At 74.7% G+C, this 14,427-nt stretch carries 18 protein-coding genes; 2 read left to right on the forward strand and 16 right to left on the reverse strand.

Translation table 11 applies throughout. The features are described 5' to 3' along the window. The 4 genes from CHC04_RS06405 to CHC04_RS06420 all read right to left on the reverse strand — a co-directional run bounded on the left by CHC04_RS06405 (position 1) and on the right by CHC04_RS06420 (position 3,571). On the reverse strand, positions 1 to 990 hold the full coding sequence (locus CHC04_RS06405) for an SDR family oxidoreductase (RefSeq protein ID WP_089403037.1): 990 nt from the start codon (positions 988 to 990) through the stop codon (positions 1 to 3). Positions 991 to 1,014: 24 nt separating this feature from the next. Next, complete coding sequence (locus tag CHC04_RS06410) at positions 1,015 to 1,440, reverse strand: ChaB family protein (protein ID WP_089403038.1); 426 nt, start codon at positions 1,438 to 1,440, stop codon at positions 1,015 to 1,017. A 74-nt stretch (positions 1,441 to 1,514) separates the two neighbouring features. Next, a complete protein-coding gene (locus CHC04_RS06415; RefSeq protein ID WP_089403039.1) occupies positions 1,515 to 2,252 on the reverse strand; it encodes a polysaccharide deacetylase family protein in 738 nt (245 codons plus the stop codon). Between the two features lie 125 nt (positions 2,253 to 2,377). Continuing rightward, complete coding sequence (locus CHC04_RS06420) at positions 2,378 to 3,571, reverse strand: endo-1,4-beta-xylanase (protein WP_089403040.1); 1,194 nt, start codon at positions 3,569 to 3,571, stop codon at positions 2,378 to 2,380. A 167-nt stretch (positions 3,572 to 3,738) separates the two neighbouring features. On the opposite strand from CHC04_RS06420, the gene CHC04_RS06425 reads away from it, so the two are divergent. Further along, positions 3,739 to 4,758 (forward strand): LacI family DNA-binding transcriptional regulator, encoded by a 1,020-nt coding sequence (locus CHC04_RS06425; RefSeq protein ID WP_089403041.1) that lies wholly within the window; start codon positions 3,739 to 3,741, stop codon positions 4,756 to 4,758. Between the two features lie 15 nt (positions 4,759 to 4,773). Here CHC04_RS06425 and CHC04_RS06430 read toward each other — a convergent pair whose 3' ends face one another. Genes CHC04_RS06430 through CHC04_RS06445 form a run of 4 tightly spaced genes read right to left on the reverse strand, consistent with a single transcriptional unit; the run spans position 4,774 to position 6,806 of the window. Next, positions 4,774 to 5,163: an acyl-CoA thioesterase gene (locus CHC04_RS06430; RefSeq protein ID WP_089403042.1), complete on the reverse strand. Its 390-nt coding sequence runs from the start codon at positions 5,161 to 5,163 to the stop codon at positions 4,774 to 4,776. Continuing rightward, entirely contained in the window at positions 5,160 to 5,390 is a 231-nt protein-coding gene (locus tag CHC04_RS06435; protein WP_089403043.1) for a hypothetical protein, read from the reverse strand. Before CHC04_RS06435 ends, CHC04_RS06430 begins: the two co-directional genes overlap by 4 nt. A gap of 10 nt (positions 5,391 to 5,400) precedes the next feature. Then, positions 5,401 to 5,658, reverse strand: a complete 258-nt coding sequence (locus tag CHC04_RS06440; RefSeq protein WP_089403044.1) for a DUF2795 domain-containing protein — start codon at positions 5,656 to 5,658, stop codon at positions 5,401 to 5,403. Positions 5,659 to 5,672: 14 nt separating this feature from the next. Next, positions 5,673 to 6,806, reverse strand: coding sequence for a baeRF2 domain-containing protein (locus tag CHC04_RS06445; protein WP_089403045.1), 1,134 nt, complete (start codon positions 6,804 to 6,806; stop codon positions 5,673 to 5,675). 138 nt (positions 6,807 to 6,944) lie between these two features. Here CHC04_RS06445 and CHC04_RS06450 point away from each other — a divergent pair, with 138 nt between their 5' ends. Beyond that, a complete protein-coding gene (locus CHC04_RS06450) occupies positions 6,945 to 7,307 on the forward strand; it encodes a DUF8129 domain-containing protein (RefSeq protein ID WP_089403046.1) in 363 nt (120 codons plus the stop codon). A 68-nt stretch (positions 7,308 to 7,375) separates the two neighbouring features. Here CHC04_RS06450 and CHC04_RS06455 read toward each other — a convergent pair whose 3' ends face one another. From CHC04_RS06455 to CHC04_RS06490, 8 genes are all read right to left on the reverse strand, one after another. Next, a complete protein-coding gene (locus tag CHC04_RS06455; RefSeq protein WP_089403047.1) occupies positions 7,376 to 8,275 on the reverse strand; it encodes a type II secretion system F family protein in 900 nt (299 codons plus the stop codon). After that, positions 8,275 to 9,216, reverse strand: a complete 942-nt coding sequence (locus CHC04_RS06460) for a type II secretion system F family protein (RefSeq protein ID WP_089403378.1) — start codon at positions 9,214 to 9,216, stop codon at positions 8,275 to 8,277. Before CHC04_RS06460 ends, CHC04_RS06455 begins: the two co-directional genes overlap by 1 nt. Then, positions 9,216 to 10,652, reverse strand: a complete 1,437-nt coding sequence (locus tag CHC04_RS06465; protein ID WP_089403048.1) for a TadA family conjugal transfer-associated ATPase — start codon at positions 10,650 to 10,652, stop codon at positions 9,216 to 9,218. The genes CHC04_RS06460 and CHC04_RS06465 overlap by 1 nt, the downstream gene beginning before the upstream one ends. Further along, a complete protein-coding gene (locus tag CHC04_RS06470; protein ID WP_089403049.1) occupies positions 10,649 to 11,839 on the reverse strand; it encodes a CpaE/TadZ family protein in 1,191 nt (396 codons plus the stop codon). The genes CHC04_RS06465 and CHC04_RS06470 overlap by 4 nt, the downstream gene beginning before the upstream one ends. Then, complete coding sequence (gene cpaB / locus CHC04_RS06475; protein WP_089403050.1) at positions 11,836 to 12,645, reverse strand: Flp pilus assembly protein CpaB; 810 nt, start codon at positions 12,643 to 12,645, stop codon at positions 11,836 to 11,838. The genes CHC04_RS06470 and cpaB overlap by 4 nt, the downstream gene beginning before the upstream one ends. 12 nt (positions 12,646 to 12,657) lie before the next feature. Further along, positions 12,658 to 13,569, reverse strand: coding sequence for a pilus assembly protein TadG-related protein (locus tag CHC04_RS06480; protein WP_089403051.1), 912 nt, complete (start codon positions 13,567 to 13,569; stop codon positions 12,658 to 12,660). A gap of 119 nt (positions 13,570 to 13,688) precedes the next feature. After that, positions 13,689 to 14,084, reverse strand: coding sequence for a TadE/TadG family type IV pilus assembly protein (locus CHC04_RS06485; protein ID WP_089403052.1), 396 nt, complete (start codon positions 14,082 to 14,084; stop codon positions 13,689 to 13,691). Positions 14,085 to 14,166: 82 nt separating this feature from the next. Then, on the reverse strand, positions 14,167 to 14,394 hold the full coding sequence (locus CHC04_RS06490; RefSeq protein ID WP_089403053.1) for a Flp family type IVb pilin: 228 nt from the start codon (positions 14,392 to 14,394) through the stop codon (positions 14,167 to 14,169). Between the last annotated feature and the right edge of the window lie 33 nt (positions 14,395 to 14,427).

The following is a 14,427-nucleotide window of genomic DNA, read 5'->3' on the forward strand; positions in this document are numbered from 1 at the left end:
TCAGCTCGACGGCCGGCGCCGCCGGGCCCGCATGAGCAGGTCACCGGGGCGGGGCACCGCCCAGGCGGCCCGGCTGAGCGGGCTGGTGGTCAGCGCCTGGTCGGCGTGGGCGCCGCGGACCCGCCCCGGCCCGGGCGTCGGGGTGTCGAGGATGTCGGTGCCGTCGTCGGGACGGTCGCTCGACTGCGCGCGCGGGCCCACCACCGACAGCAGCGCGTCGGTCAGGGCCGGGCTCACCTTCTGGCCGGTGAGGAAGCCGAAGGCGGCGTCGCCGACGGGCACCTCCCGGCGCGGGTGCTCGGCCAGCCGGACGACGGCCTCGGCGACCAGCTCGGGGGCGTACACCGGCGGCGGGGGCTTCGGCATCGACCCGGTGCGGCTGCGGGAGTGCTCGAAGAACGGCGTCGCGATGCTGGCCGGCAGCACCGTGCTCACCGAGACCGGGGAGCCGGCGTCGGCGAGCTCCATCCGCAGCGCGTCGTAGAACAGCCGCAGCGCCGCCTTGCTGGCCGAGTAGGCCGCGTGCAGCGGCAGCGCGCGGTGGCTCTCGATGGAGCCGATGCCGACCAGCACTCCGCCGCCGCCGCGCTCGAGCAGCGGGACGGCGGCCTTGGCGGCGGCGACGTGACCGAGGTAGTTGACCTCGGTGACCCGGCGGAACTCGGCCATGGTGGTGTCGGCGACGGTGGCGTAGACGCTGACCGCCGGGACGGTGACCCAGGTGTCCACCCGGCCGAAGCGCTCCTCCGCGGCCGCGGCGAGCGCGGTGACGGCGTCGTCGTCGGAGACGTCGGTGGGCACCGCGGCGGCCTCCGCGCCGTGGTCCCGGAGCTCGTCGACGAGCGTGGCCAGCGCCTCCACCGACCGCGAGGCCACGACGATGCGGGTGACCCCGCGGGCGACGAACTCCAGCGCCGTCGCCCGGCCGATGCCGCTGGAGGCACCGAGGACGACGACGACCTGGTCGGTCAGGGGGCGCAGGCTGCTCATGGCGTCCCGGTACCCCGCCGGCGGTCAGCTCTCCCGCGCCCTGCGCGTCTCCCGGTCGTTGGCCTTCTGGATGGCGTCGACCAGCTCGTCCTTCGTCATCGACGACCGGCCGTGGACGTCGAGCCGCCGCGCGACGTCCATCAGGTGCTCCTTGGTGGCGTTGGCGTCGACGCCGCCCCTGGTCTCGCGGTTCGTGTCGGCGCCGCCCTCGGCCTGCGCGTCGCTGGGGCCCGTGTGGTCCTTCGGTTCCCAGTGGTCGCCGACCTTCTCGTGGGTGTGCTTGACCGCCGCCCACGCGACCCGGTTGGCCCGCTGCTCGTCGCCGTCGTAGGTCTCGACGGCGGAGTCGTGGGTCTTGGCCCAGGTGCGCTGTGCCTTCTCGTCCGAGCGCTGCAGGGTGCTGGGGATCTCCTCGGGCTCGGCGTCCCCGCCCTTGGTCGTCTTGGGCATGGCGGTCCACTACCCCGTGGGCAGCGGCGGGACCCGCGGCGGGGTGCCACCCCGCCGCGGGTCGGTTCGTCCGGTCAGCCGCGGCGGTCGGGCTTGTGGAAGCGCCAGCCCTCCGCCTCGAGCTCCGGGATCACCCGGGCCACGGCCTCGACGGTGCCGCTGCGGTCCATGACCGGCCCGTCGTGGAGCAGGACGACCGCGCCGGGGTTGGCCCGCACCCGGGTCTCCAGCCGCTCGGCGAGGACGTCGGCGTCCTGGGTCTCCCAGTCCTCGATCGTCACGGTCCAGCCGAGGGGCTGCATGCCCAGGTCGGCGGCCACCTGCGGGCTCCGGCCCCAGGCGCCGTACGGGGCACGGAAGTACGGGATCGGCGCACCGGGCACGATCTCGTGGATGAGCGCGGAGGTGGCCTCCAGGTCGGCGCGGACGGCCTCCGGCGACCAGCCGCTGAGGTCCTCGTGGTGCATCGTGTGGTTGCAGAGGGTGTGCCCTGCCTCCACGATCTGCCGGACCAGGTCCGGGTTCTGACGGACGACGTCGCCCCAGAGGCAGAACACCGCCTTGACGTCGTGCTCCTCCAGCACCTCGAGCAGCCGCGGGGTGTCGTGCGGGTTGGGCCCGTCGTCGAACGTGAGGGCGGCGACCCGGCCCTGCAGCTTCGTGGTCGTGACGATGTCGGCGGTCGCCGGGCCCCCCTGGCCCGGGCCGGCTCCGGCGCCGTCGGCCTGCGCCGGCGCGACACCGAGGAGCAGCGCGCCGAGGGCCAGCGGTGCGGTGACGAGGCGCAGCGCGCGCCTGCGGGACGTGGTCATGGACTCCCCCTGGAACGTGGTCGGGCCGGCCCGGGTGGCCGCCCCGCGGTGGCCGGTGACGCCGGGCGGTCGCCGTACCTCGTGGCGACCGCCCGGCGGTCAGGTCGTGCGTGGTCGGGCCGTGGTCAGTCCTGCGCCGCCGCCAGGGTCTCGTGCAGCGCCCAGTAGGCCGGCTTGCGCTCGTAGTCCTCGGACATCACCGTCGCCGCACCCTGGCCCGGGGAGAAGCTCGGGACCCAGGAGTACTTGTCGGTGAAGCCCCAGATGGTGAACGAGTTGCACTCCTCGACCGCCAGGCAGGCCTCGAGGACGCCCTGGTAGGTGTCCGCCTGCTCCTCCAGCTGCTCCTGCGTGGGCACGCCACCCTCGGGCAGCGTGAACCGGACGTCGAGTTCGGTGATCGCGGTCTCCAGGCCCAGGTCGTCGAAGCGCTGCATGTTGGCCTGCAGCGTGGACGGGAAGGGGTACTGCAGGTCCAGGTGCGCCTGGAAGGCGAACCCGTCCAGCGGCACGCCGTCGGCGAGCAGCTGCTCGGCCAGGTCGTAGTAGGCGGTGCTCTTGGTGTTCCAGTCCTCGACGGCGTAGTCGTTGAGGAAGAGCTCGGCCTCCGGGTCGGCCTCGTGGGCCCAGCGGAAGGCGTCGGCGATGATGCCCGGGCCCAGCTTCTCGATGAACGGGTTGGCGGTCGCGCCGGTCTCGCCGTCACGCAGCCGCACGCCGCCGTCGTCCCACTCGTCGGCGAAGATCTCGTTGGCGACGTCCCACTGCTGGATGCGGCCCGCGTAGCGGCCGACCACCGTCTGGATGTGCTCCTTGAGGACCGCGCGGAGCTCCTCCGGGTCCTCGATCTCGTGCACCCAGGCCGGCAGCTGGCTGTGCCAGAGCAGGGTGTGCCCGCGGACGACCTGCCCGTTGGCCTCGGCGAAGTCGACGATGGCGTCGGCCGGCCCCCAGTTGTAGACGCCCGGCTCGGGGTGGATGAAGTCCCACTTCATCTGGTTCTCGGGCGAGACGGAGCTGAACTCCGCCGCGAGGAGACGCCGGTACTGCTTGTCGTAGGTGAACGGGTCGGGGTAGCCGGCGTCCACGTGGTGCCCACCGCCGGCCGCCGCCGTCCCGATGACCAGGTCGTCGGGGGCCACCGTGCGCAGGCCGTTCTTCTTGGCCTGGCCGTGGGACTGGTCCTCGTTGGCGTGGCTCGGCGGCGCCTCCGGCGCGGGAGCCGCGGCGGCCGGCAGCACCGTTGCCGACAGGAGGACGGGCAGCAGACCGATCCCCAGGGCGCCCCGGGTGAGAGCGCGGGACGTGCGTGCACGCATGCGGACAGACCTTCCGAGAGGTGGCGAACGGATTTCCGGGACTTTCCGGAACGTGAGCCACGTTACGGAGATCGATTGCTGTCCGTCAACCCGTGGTCTCGATCCGTGCGGGAAGACCTTTCCGCGGGCGGGCGGCCCTACGCTTGACCTCCGATGAGGAGGAACGGGTGACCGACAGCCAGGGCCGCGCCGTCACGATCGCGGCCATCGCGGCGGAAGCGGGCGTCTCCCTGCCGACCGTGTCCCGGGTCCTCAACGGGCGCTCCGACGTCGCGCCGCACACCCGCGAGCGCATCGAGCAGCTGCTGCGCGAGCACGGTTACCAGCGCCGTGGTGCTCGCCCCCGGGAGCGGGCGCGGCTGGTCGACCTCGTCTTCAACGACCTCGACAGTCCCTGGGCGGTCGAGATCATCCGCGGCGTCGAGGACGCCGCCCACGCCGAGGGCGTCGGCACCGTCGTCACCGCCATCCACCGCCGCGCCAGCGCGACGCGCGTGTGGCTGGAGAACCTCGCAACACGCGCCAGCGACGGCGCCATCCTGGTCACCAGCGAGCTCGACCCCGCCCTGCGGTCGGAGTTGCAGGAGCTGCAGGTCCCGGCCGTGGTGGTCGACCCGGCCGGGGTCCCCTCCCTCGACGTGCCGACGATCGGCGCGACGGACTGGGCCGGCGGGCTGAGCGCCACCGACCACCTCACCGGCCTGGGGCACCGGCGGATCGGGTTCGTCGGGGGCCCCGCCCCCCTGTGGTCCAGCCGGGCCCGCCTCGACGGGTACCGCGCGGGACTCGGCGCCGCCGGCGTCGCCGTCGACCCCGCGCTCGTGCTGGAGGGCGACTTCGGCTACCGGTCCGGGTCCGAGTGCGCCGACCGGCTGCTGCGTCTCGCCGACCGGCCCACGGCGGTGTTCGCCGCCAACGACCAGATGGCGCTCGGCGTCTACGAGGCCGCCCGCAGGCGCGGCCTGCGGGTGCCCGAGGACCTCAGCGTCGTCGGGTTCGACGACCTCCCCCAGGCGCAGTGGTCCTCGCCGCCGCTGACCACCGTGCACCAGCCGCTCGCCCAGATGGGCAGGCTCGCCGCCCGCACCGTGCTGCGGCTGGTGCAGGGTGAGCCGGTCGAGGGGCCACGGATCGAGCTCGCCACCCGGCTGGTGGTCCGGGACAGCACGGCACCCCCGCCCGGCTGACGCCCCCGTCGGGGGTCACTCCACCAGCCACCGCGACCAGTGCGCCCGCTGCTCCTCGGTCATGGGGGCCGAGGCGTCGGCGGCGTAGTCGAAGTTGACCAGCACCATCTCCGCGCGCAGCGCCGGCTGCCCGTCCTGGGCGAGCTCCTGGCGCATGCCGATGGAGCTGCGGCCCAGCCGGGTCACCGAGCTGACGACGGTCAGGTGCTCACCGGCGCGGTAGTGCACCTGCCGCAGGTAGTCGACCTCCAGCCGGGCCAGGATGATCCCCGCGCCCGGCGTGGGGTCGGCCATCGCCAGCCGGGCGTCCTCGAGCAGGCCGAGCACCCGGGCGTGGTTGACGTGCCCGAAGAGGTCGGTGTCCGACCAGCGCAGCTGGACCGGGTGCTCGTACGGCCCGCTCAGGGCAGGTCCGCCGTCTCCGCCGACCGGCGGTGGGCGCCCTGGGCGTCGTCCGGGTCGGGGTGCACGGTGCGCTCCTCGGACTCGGCGAGGATCACCTCGGCGGCCACCTCCTCCATGCCGCTGCCCTTCATCGCCGCCTCCTCGGGGAGCAGGTCGGCACGCGTCTCGATGTTGTGCTCGGTGACGTTGGCCAGCGCCTCGGGGCTGGGCTCCTTCTGGGTGACCACCGGGTCCTCCTCAGAACCGCTGCTGCTCGGTGCCGATGCCCAGCGCCCGGGCCACGTCCTGCACGTTCTCGAACTGCTGCCCCGCCGGCAGCCGGCGCAGGTCGCCGAGCACCCGGTCGGTGGCGTTCGACTCCTGCGCCTTGGCGACCAGCGCGTCCCGGTCGGCCGGCCACACCTCCTTGCCCAGCGCCTCGGCGATCGCCGCGCGCCGGTCGACGTCGGCCGGGCTGGTGCCGGCGGGGGTGCCCTCCTGGTGCGGATCGGTCATGGCTGCTGCCTCCGTCACTGCGGGGTGGGGGTGGAGTCGTCGGTGTAGCGGAGGATCGCCGCGACCGGGATGTCACCGGGCATGGCCGCGCGCGGCACCACGACGACGCCGGCCGTGCTGGCCACCGCGGCCGCCAGCAGCGCGCTGCCGGCGGGCACCGAGTGGACCTCCTGGACGCCGAGGGCGTCCATGTCGGACTGGTCGACGCCGAGCTCGAGCGGCGTGGCGCCCACGAGCAGCTTCTCGTCGTCGGCCGGGTCGGCGAGCACCAGCGTCTCCACCTGCGCCTTGCGCAGCGCCTCGACGACGTTGGCGGTGCCGGTCACGGCCAGGCCGTGGGCGCCGGCCGAGCTGATCTTCTCGACGATCTCGGCCTCGTCGCGCGCCTCGTGCTCGGCGACGAGCTCGGCGGCCTTGCGCTCGACCGGCTCCCGGTCGGCGCCGGCGGCCCGGCCGCCCTCGTCGATGGAGACGATGAGGTCCGACCACAGCCCGCTGGCGCGGTCGGTGAGGATCTGCCGCGCCCGCATGTCGCCGGCGAGCAGGACGAAGCGGGGGTGCACGCGGCGGACGACCGAGGAGATGTGCTCGGCGACGTCGTCGGCGTTGTGCACCCACTTGTTCTCGGCGTTGTGCTGGTAGCGGTGGTGCGCCCAGCCGCCACCCTGGAACTTGCGGATCTGGAAGGTGTCGCCCTTCACCGTCTCCTCCTCCTCGGCGTGGCCGGGGAGGCTGGCGAGCGTGAGGTCGGCACCGGTGCGGTCGGTGAGGACGACGACGTGCGGGATGCGGCCGGGCAGCGCGCGCAGCACCGGCAGCAGGTCCGGGGTCGGCGACCACTCGGCCAGCTCCTGACGCGGCACGTCGCCGAGCTGGGAGTCGAAGACGACCGTGCCGTCGGAGGCGACGATCACCGCGCGGCCGCGGACGGTGCCGGCCTCGCCGCCGTCGTTGCCCTCCAGCAGCCGGCTGCGCACCCCCTCGACGACGGCCTCCGGCGCGCCCTGCTCGGTGAGCCGCTCGGCGATCGCCCGCACGCGCAGGTCGAGCTCGGCGTCGGCGTTCTCGGTGACGTGGGTGACGTCGGCCGTGACGGTGGCGAAGGGACCTGGGGCCTCGAAGACCGGTGCCAGGAACGACACGTCCATGGGTGCAGACCACTTCCTCGGTGCTGGTGTCGGGTGCGGGACGGCGTCCTCGGCGGGACGCGCACTGCTCGCCGCCTACCCACCGACCCGACCGCCACACACCGTGTCGGATCCGGCGGGCAGGGGTAGGCGGTCGCCATGACCGAGCACGACCAGCTGCCGCTGCCCGACTACGACCACCTGCCGGTGGAGGGACTGATCTCGCGCATCCGGACGCTGGACGCGACCGGCCTGCAGACGCTGCTCGACTACGAGCGCGCCCACGCCCACCGGCTGCAGGTGGTCATCGCGATGGAGAACCGGCTGAAGTCACTGCACGAGGGCGCGCAGCCCTCCGGCGGTGACCCGGCGGCCCCCGCCGCGGACGACCCGGTGCCCGCCTCGGCCGGTTCCAAGGTGTCCGAGGCGACCACCGGACCGGCGGTCAACGCGCCGTCGCACGGCGACCCGACCAACCCGGCCCAGCCGCGCTCCAGCGGCACCCACCGCAAGGGCACCTGAGCGGCGGGTCCGTGCACTTCCGCGGAAGTGCACGGACCCGCCCCGGGAGCGGACCGGCCCCGGGGAACTCAGCCGCTGAAGGCGTCGACGATGTCCATGACGGCCGGTCCGAGCAGCACGATGAACAGCACCGGCAGGATGCACAGCATCAGCGGGAAGATGACCTTCACCGGGATCTGCATGGCCTTCTCCTCGGCCCGCTGCCGGCGCTTGAGCCGCATCTCGGCCGCCTGGGTGCGCAGCACGTCGGCGATGGAGACGCCGTACACGTCGGCCTGCACGACCGCCCGGATGAACCGCCGCAGGTCCTCCACCCCGGTGCGCTCGGCGAGCGCGAGGTAGGCCTCGCGGCGCGGTTGCCCCACTCCGATGTCCTGCAGGGTGCGCACCAGCTCCTCGGCCAGCGGCCCGCGCCCGTTGCGCCCGGCCCGGGCCATGGCCGCCTCGAAGCCGAGGCCGGCCTCCACCGCGATGGTCATCTGGTCGAGGGTGTCGGCCAGCTCCAGCCCGATCGCCTGCTGGCGCTCCTGGCCGCGGCTGTGCAGCAGCAGCTCCGGCACGAAGTAGGCGACGACCGTCACGCCGACCGCCACGAGCACCGGCAGCGGCCCGGGGCTGCGGGCGACGACCAGCAGCCCGAGGCCGGCCGCGACGGCGGCCAGCACCAGCTTGGCGGCGACCAGCCGCTGCACCGGCCAGGCGGCGGGCCGCCCCGCGCCGCCGGCCAGCCGGTCGAGCCGGACCACGGTGCCCGCGGGGGTGAGCAGGGAGACGAGGCGCCCGAGCAGCCCCGGACGTCCCCGGGCGGCCCGGGCACCGGCGCCGGCCACGTCGAGCCCGCGGGTGAGGTTGGCCCGGGAGCGGGCGGCGGCGTCCTGCGGGCGGGCGACCAGCGCCCACCCGAGCAGGGGGACGCCGGCGGCCACCGCGAGCGTCGCGGCGAGGACGGATGCGGGGACGGCGCCCATCAGAACCGGATCCTCACGGTCTTCCGCAGCCACAGCCCGCCGACGACCAGCAGGCCCACCGACACCGCCACCATGACCCAGCCGGCCAGGGACTCGGTGAACGCCGAGACGTAGACGGGGTTGGTCACCGACAGGAAGGCGACGATGCCGACCGGCAGGGCCATGAGCACCCACGCCGACAGCCGCCCCTCCGCCGACAGCGCCTTCACCTGACGGCGGATGGCGTTGCGCTCCCGGATCGTGGTGGCCACGGTGTCGAGGACCTCGGCCAGGTTGCCGCCGACCTCCCGCTGGATGGCGATGGCCTGGGCGATCCAGCGGAAGTCGTCGCTGTCGACCCGCTCGCCCACCTCGTCGAGGGCGGCGCCGAGGTCGCGGCCCACCCGGGTCTCGTTCACGATCCGCGCGAACTCCTCGCCGATGGGGGCCGGGGCCTGCTCGGCCACGGCGTCGACCGCGCGCAGCAGGCTGTGCCCGGCGCGGAGGCTGCTGGCCATCAGCTGCAGGGCGTCGTCGAGCTGGTCGGCGAAGCGGGCCTGCCGGCGGCCGGTCCGCAGCCGGACCAGCACCCGCGCGCCCACCGGTGCGAGCACGGCGAGCAGGAGCCCGGCGACGACCCCGCCGAGCAGCCAGCCGCCCGCGCCGAGGACGAGCGTCGTCAGGCCGGTGAGCAGCACGACCTCGGCCAGCGGCATGCCGATGCCGGCCCGCTCGAGGGCCGCCGCGCCGGCCGCCACGCCGCCGCGCCGGGCGATGACCTGCTCGACGCCGCCCGAGGCCTGCGCGGTCATCTTGGACAGCAGGGTGGGCGGCGGGGCGATCGACGGGTCCAGCCGGGCCAGCGGGACGCGGCGCGGGCCGGGCGGCACCACGCCGAGGGCCAGGACCGCCAGCCCGCCACCGACCAGCAGCAGCCCGAGCAGCAGCAGCGCCGGTGACATCAGCCCCACCCCCGCGCCCGCGCCGGCCCGGCCACGCCGAACACCGACGGGGAGACCCGGATGCCGAGCTCCTCGAAGCGGTCGGTGAAGCGCGGCCGCACGCCGGTGGCGACCGGCTTGCCGAGGAACCGGCCGCCGGCGTCGACGCCGGCGGAGTAGTCGAAGAGGAAGGCGTCCTGCAGCGTGACGGTCTCCCCCTCCATCCCCTGCACCTCGGTCACGTGGGTGACCCGCCGGGTGCCGTCGCGCAGCCGGGTCAGCTGGACGACGACGTCGACGGCGGAGGCGATCTGCTCGCGGATGGCCCGCAGCGGCAGGTCCATGCCGGCCATGAGCACCAGCGTCTCCAGGCGGGCGATCGCGTCGCGCGGCGAGTTGGCGTGCACCGTCGACAGCGAGCCGTCGTGGCCGGTGTTCATCGCCTGCAGCATGTCGAGGCTCTCCCCGCCGCGGCACTCCCCGACCACGATGCGGTCGGGGCGCATCCGCAGGCTGTTGCGCACCAGGTCGCGGATGGTGACCGCGCCCCGGCCCTCGATGTTGGGCGGGCGGGACTCCAGGCGGACGACGTGCGCCTGCTGCAGCTGCAGCTCGACGGCGTCCTCGATGGTGACGATGCGCTCGCCCTCGGGGATGAACGAGGACAGGACGTTGAGCAGCGTCGTCTTCCCGGTGCCCGTACCGCCGGAGACGATGATGTTCAGCCGGGCCTCGACGCAGGCGTGCAGCAGCTCGGCCATCTCCGGCGAGAGGGTGCCGAAGCCGATGAGGTCCTCGACGCCGAAGGGGTCCTTGGCGAACTTGCGGATGGTCAGCGTCGAGCCGGAGAAGGCCAGCGGCGGGATGATCGCGTTGACGCGGGACCCGTCGGCGAGGCGGGCGTCGACCATCGGCGAGGACTCGTCGATGCGGCGGCCCACCCGCGACACGATGCGGTCGATCACCCGGCGCAGGTGCTCCTCGGAGGTGAAGCGCGCGCCGGAGCGGACCAGCTTGCCGCCCTGCTCGACGTAGACCGCGTCCGGGCCGTTGCACATGATCTCGGTGACGCTCGGGTCGTCGAGCAGCCGCTGCAGCGGGCCGAAGCCGAGCACGTCGTCGGCCAGCTCGGCGGTCAGCCGGGCCCGCTCGTCGGCCGACAGCGGCACCTTCTCCTCGTCGACGACGACGTCGAGCTCGCCGAGGACGATCCCGCGCAGCTGCTCCTCCGACAGCGACGGGTCGTTGAGCCGCGAGCCCATCCGCTCGAACAGCGCCTTGGCGACCCGGTCCTTGAGCCGGGTCAGCGCGTCGGTCGGCGGGGCGGGGACGGCCGCGGGGACGGGGCGGGGAGCCGCGACGACCGGTTGCGCCGCCGGCACGGGCCCGTGCAGGGCGCCGGGCGCGGGCTCGGCCGGGCGCCCCTTGGCGGCGGCCAGGCGGGAGGCGAGGTTCACGACGCCGCCCGGTGCTTGGCGCGGTAGCGGCCGGGCTTGACCAGCGGGGTGGCCGAGAACCGGGACACCAGCGCGCGCAGCTCCCTGGCCGCGGGGTCCTTGCGGCCGCTGGCGAGGATGGGCACGCCCTGGTTGGTGGAGGCCGGGACGGCCGCCGACCGCGGGACGACGACGTCGACACCGGTGCCGATCGCGGACTCGACGTCGCGCTGCGACAGCCCCCCCTTGGGGTCGGCCATGTTCATGACCACGTGCCGGCCGGCCGGGATCATGCCGAGCTCGCCGAGCACCTGCACCTCCTTGCGCAGGCCGCGGACCCCGGGCACGTCCATGCTGCTGAGCAGGACGACGTCGGTGGCGCCGTCGATGGCGGCCAGCGTCTGCTCCGACAGCCCCGGGGCGGTGTCGACGACGACGTAGCGGAACTCGCGGGCCAGGGCGGTGAGCAGGCGGGCGACGTCGCCGGCGGTCACGGTGTCCCCGGCGGCCGGGGAGTCCGAGCCGCAGACGGCGAGCAGCCCGCTGGGGTGCTGGGTGAGGAAGGTCTTGAGGACCATCGTGTCCTGGCTGGCGGGGCCGTGGACGGCGTCGGGCAGCGTGTACTCGGGCACCAGACCGAGTGCGGAGGCGACGTCGCCGAACTGCACGTCGAGGTCGACGAGCACCGTCCCCTGCGGAGCGGTGGCGGCCAGGCCGACGGCGAGGTTGGTGGCAACCGTCGTCTTGCCGACCCCGCCCTTGGGCGAGGCGACGGTGATCACCCGGCCGGTGAACCGGGCGGTCTCCTCCAGGGGGCGCAGCACGCGACGCCGGTCGGCGGCGGCCGCGCCGGCCCGCTCCACGGCCGCCGCGACGTCGGCCGGCTCGGCGTGCGGGGGCAGCAGGTCGCGGATCCCGGCGCGCATCGCCGCCTGCCACAGCTCCGGCGTGGGCTCGGCGACCAGGACGACGCTGGTGCCGGGGCACTGCACGTCCAGCCGCGCGGCCAGCGTGAGCACCTCCTGCAGCGGCGCCAGCGGGCCGACGAGCAGCACGTCGGGCAGCTCGCCGTCGGCGAGCAGCTCGAACAGCCGGCCCGGGTCGGCGGGCAGCCGGCCGGGGGGCAGCACCTGGACGTCGCCGTCGACGGCGACCTCGACGCGGGCGCGGAGGTCGTCGTGGGCTCCGGCGAGGACGACGCGGCTCACTCCGACGCCTCCGCGGCCACGCTGCCCAGGGCGGCCAGCAGGTCGCCGTAGATGTTGCCCTGGGTGACGACGCGGGTGCCGGAGGTGTCGGTGCCCTCGCGCTCCAGCGACAGCCACACGGTCGCGTGCTCCATGCCGAAGACGACCCGCTCGGCGTCCCGGGCGGGCAGGGCCACGGTGACCATCACGTTCTCGGTCGGGGCGGCGCTGGTGGCCGAGGCGGTCTCCACGTCCCCGCCGTCGGCGGCCGGCGCCGGGGCGCCCTGGACCTGGGTGACCAGGACGCCGTGCAGGGTGGCGTGCGTGGTGCCGATCTGCTCCTCGTCGGGGTCGGCGTCGATGTTGCCCTGCAGCTCCATCGAGATGTAGACGCCGATCTCGTCGCCGGCGGCCAGCCGGCCGCCGACCGCGCGCTGCGGCTCGAGCACCAGGCTCACCTCCGACAGGCCCTCGGGGACCGGCACGGTGCCGGGCGCCTGCAGGTCCTCGGGCGCGGCGAACCGGGCGGCGAGGAGCTGCTCGCCGGGGGCGAGGTCGGCGGTGGCGACCTGGCCGGCGAGCTGCCCGAGCTCGGTGACCCGTCCGTCGACGGCCGCCTTGACCGGCAGCAGCTCGGTGCGGACCAGGCCGGCCACCTCCTCGGCGGGGGTGCCCTCGGGGATCGGCTGGTCGACCACGAGCACCTGGACGGTGCGCACCCCGGCGAGCGCGCGGGCGTCGGCACCGCGCACGTAGGCCAGCAGCACCACGGTGCCGGCGGCCACGAGGACCAGCGCCGCGGTGGCGGCCAGCAGTCGGCGTCTCACGTGAGGGGCCCCTTATCGGATGAGTCGGAGGATGGCCGCGCCCAGGTCGGGGGCGTCGGGGCTGGTGTCGAAGGCGCCGGAGGCGTCGACGAAGCGGGTGAAGTAGCCGCGGATGCAGCGCTGCTCGCCGCTGCAGGGCGCACCGGAGTCGAACTGGCCGCCGAAGTGGTAGCCGGTGATCCGGAAGGCGGCGTAGCCGTAGACCTCGTACCAGGCGTTGCTGCCGGTGTCGCCGTACTGGTCGAAGATCGGGAGGAGCACCGTGCGGCCGACCAGGGCCGCGACGTCGCCGACCGAGCACCCCTGGGAGGGGTTGTTGCCGGGTTCGGAGTCGAAGCGCCGGTCGATGCGGGTGGTCGCCTTGCAGGTGGCGCCGCCCGTGGTCAGCCAGCCGAACCCGCCGGGCACGAACATGCGCGAGGGCCCCGTGCAGCCGGTGTCGGACTTCTTGGGCAGCACGATGGTGCGCTCGGTGGTGCCCGAGGGCGCGCCGCCGCCGGTCTGGGCCTGCCACTCGCACCACGAGAAGATCAGCGGGAGCACGGCCGTCCCGCCGCTGGGCGCGCCCCAGGTGACCGTCGCCGTCGCCGACACCGAACTGGCGTCGTGGCCGATGACCGGAGCGAACCAGTGCTCGCGGGGGGCGCTGCCGGTGACCGTGACGCGGGTGGGGGCGCTCTGCAGCACCGGCGGTGCCGCGGTGGGCGCCCCGGCGCCGGCGTCGGCGACGCTGTTGGCGTCGACCAGTTCCTGGGCGGTGGCCTGCATGTCCCCGCAGGCGCCGCGGGCGCAGTCGCGGGCCACGGCGAGCGCGGCGGCGTCGGCGGCCACCTGCAGCCGCGCCTTGTCGGCGTAGAGGGCACCGACGTCGACGGCGATGGCGGTGAAACCGAGCAGCGGCACGAGCAGGACCGACAGGATCACCGCGGCCGCGCCGTGCTCGCCGGCCAGCCGCCGCCGGAGGGCAGGTGAGGTGCTGGAACGGCCCCTCCGCAGGGCCCCGCCGCGAGCCCGCGAGTGGCGGGGGGCGGACAGGTCCTTCGTCAGCCGTTGCACCGCATGACCCCCGTTCCGGTCAGGTCGACGCCGCTGCCGAAGAAGCCGGTGAGGAAGGGCATCGGGTAGCGGATGGTCACGCGCACGTTGGCCGTGGTGGTCGGAGTGGTCGGGCACGCGGCGGGCGTGATGACGATCTGGGCGTTCGTGATCGCCGGGTCGAGGGTGGGGGCGGCGTCGCGGACGGCGGTGCGGGCGGCGGCCGGGTTGCTCTGCAGGGCCATGACCCGGGCGCCCTCGCGGGCCGCCGCGGACAGCGTCCCCTGCACCTGGAAGGCGTGGCCGAACTCGATGATCCCGAGGACCAGGACGATCAGCAGCGGCACGACCAGCGCGAACTCGACGACGCTGGCGCCGCGCTCGGCCCGCAGTCGTTCCCTCATCCCGTCCTCCTCCCTCGACGACGCGGCCGGGCGTCGTGGCGACCCCTCGTCGCCACGACGCCCGGAGCCCGGTGCGTGCGGATCAGCCCGCGCCGTTGGCCTTCTGGAGGCCGCCCAGCACCTTGGTGAAGAGCTGGTCGAGCTGCGGGCCGAGCAGGAGCAGGGTGGCGATGATCGCGACGGCGATGAGGCCGACCAGCAGGCCGTACTCGACGGCGGTGGCGCCCTTCTCCTCCCGCTTCACACGGTCCTCGACGAAGGAGTAGAGCGTGACGACGGCGGCCAGCGGGTTGGTGAGCAGGTTCAGCACGGGGACTCCCTGGGACGGTGCCGTCCGGCCGGG

The organism is Geodermatophilus saharensis, assembly GCF_900188205.1.
Lineage (GTDB): Bacteria > Actinomycetota > Actinomycetes > Mycobacteriales > Geodermatophilaceae > Geodermatophilus > Geodermatophilus saharensis.